The sequence below is a fragment of the Pseudoalteromonas luteoviolacea S2607 genome (assembly GCF_001625575.1).
Taxonomy (GTDB): domain Bacteria; phylum Pseudomonadota; class Gammaproteobacteria; order Enterobacterales; family Alteromonadaceae; genus Pseudoalteromonas; species Pseudoalteromonas luteoviolacea_E.
Window position 1 is genome coordinate 1 of the sequence record NZ_AUXV01000060.1, and the last position, 1,789, is coordinate 1,789.

Consider the following 1,789-nt stretch of genomic DNA (forward strand, 5'->3'; position numbering starts at 1 on the left):
CCACCTAGCTCGAAAAAGTTATCATTGACACCTATTTGAGTAACACCTAACACTTCTTCCCAAATAGCCACTAACTGGCGCTCTGTGTCATTCTCTGGGGCTTCATACCCCCTCGTCTCTCTTGACTCTTCCCCACTGAGTAATAAAGCCTTGCGGTCTATTTTTCCGTTGCTGGTCAACGGGAATGCCTCTAAAAAGGTATAGTATTTCGGAACCATGTAATCTGGCAGTCTATCCACCAAATACCTTTTCAGTGCTTCCTTATCTACCTCGCCCTCCCTGACGATATAAGCCTCTAAATGCTCTGCGCCATTGCGTGCATTTTTATTGACCAGAACCAGTGCCTTTTCTACGCCCTCACAGCTTTGTAATGAGGCCTCTACCTCACCCAACTCTATGCGCATACCTCTGATTTTGACCTGTGTGTCTATTCTGCCCAAAAACTCGATTTGGCCCGACTCGGTCCAACGTCCTCTGTCTCCCGTCCTATATAGCCGCTCGCTTGTTCTTGGATGCACTATAAAGCTATCTTCACTTCTTTGCTCATCACGCCAATATTCCCTCGCAACACCTATGCCACCTATGTACAGCTCCCCTGCAACACCCAGTGGTGCCGCCTCCAATCCTTCGTTTAGCACGTACATATGCTGGTTCGCCAATGCTCGACCATAAGGAATGCTCGACCAGCTCTCTGGCACCTCACCTATTGGATAATGAATTGACCAGATGGAGACTTCCGTCGCGCCACCTAGGCTCACAACCGATATGTCTTTTTGTCGCGCTTGGATCCTACTGGGTAGCGTTGGCGGGATCCAATCTCCACTCATCCACACCGTCTTCACCGAACCCAAACCAGGCTCCGCTCTGCCATCCATGTAGTCCACTAACATTTGCATTAACGCTGGCACTGAGTTCCAAATCGTCACTCCATGCCTGTGTAATTTCTCCAACCAAGCTTCTGGCTCTCGTGCCTGTTCTTCACTTAATGTGACCAGACGCCCCCCAGCCATCAAAACACCAAAAATATCATAGACTGACAGGTCAAAGTTCAGTTCCGACAAACACAGTACAACATCTTGCTCTGTGATTGAGAAACGCTGATTCATATCAAATAAAGTGTTCAGCGCTGCTCTGTGCTCTATCGCCACCCCCTTCGGCACACCTGTAGAGCCTGATGTAAAAATGACATACGCCAAATCAGTATCTTGCTGGACGCTCTGTAGAGCACTACTTGGGGCACTCAATACCTCTGGCACCTCGCACCAATGTATCGAGGACCCGCTATCTGATACCTCTTCCCCTATCGCTACTTTTACCTCCCCTAAAGCAAGTAATTGACGACGTCGCTCTAACGGCAAATGTGGGTTTATTGGTAAATATGCGCCACCTGATATCAATACTGCTAAGACAGCGACCACTTGTTGCCAGCCTCTCGGCAGTACCACTGCAACTAATTCATTCGGCTGTACTCCCTGCGCGCGTATATGCGCTCCCAGCGCTGTCGCCCGTTGATACAGCTCTTGATAGCTTATTTGTCGGTGCTCATCGATGACCGCCACTGCATTTGGCTGCTGCTGCACCCGATGAGCAATATAATCTTGAATACACTCCCCTAATGGGAAGGATTGCAAGTCATTGTTCCAACTGCCCAAAATGGTTTTTCTTTCGGCTTCAGTCAGCATAGGTAAGGTATTGACCGCTTGTTCTGGAGCCTCCACAATGGCATGTAGAAGCTGAACAAAATGCTGTCCCATTCGCTCAATTGTACTGGCTTTAAATAGATCGCTGC

General features: G+C 48.7%; 1 protein-coding gene. It reads right to left on the reverse strand.

From position 1 onward, the window contains the following. A partial coding sequence (locus N480_RS20210) for a non-ribosomal peptide synthetase (protein WP_155732916.1) occupies positions 1–1,789 on the reverse strand: 1,789 nt, incomplete at both ends.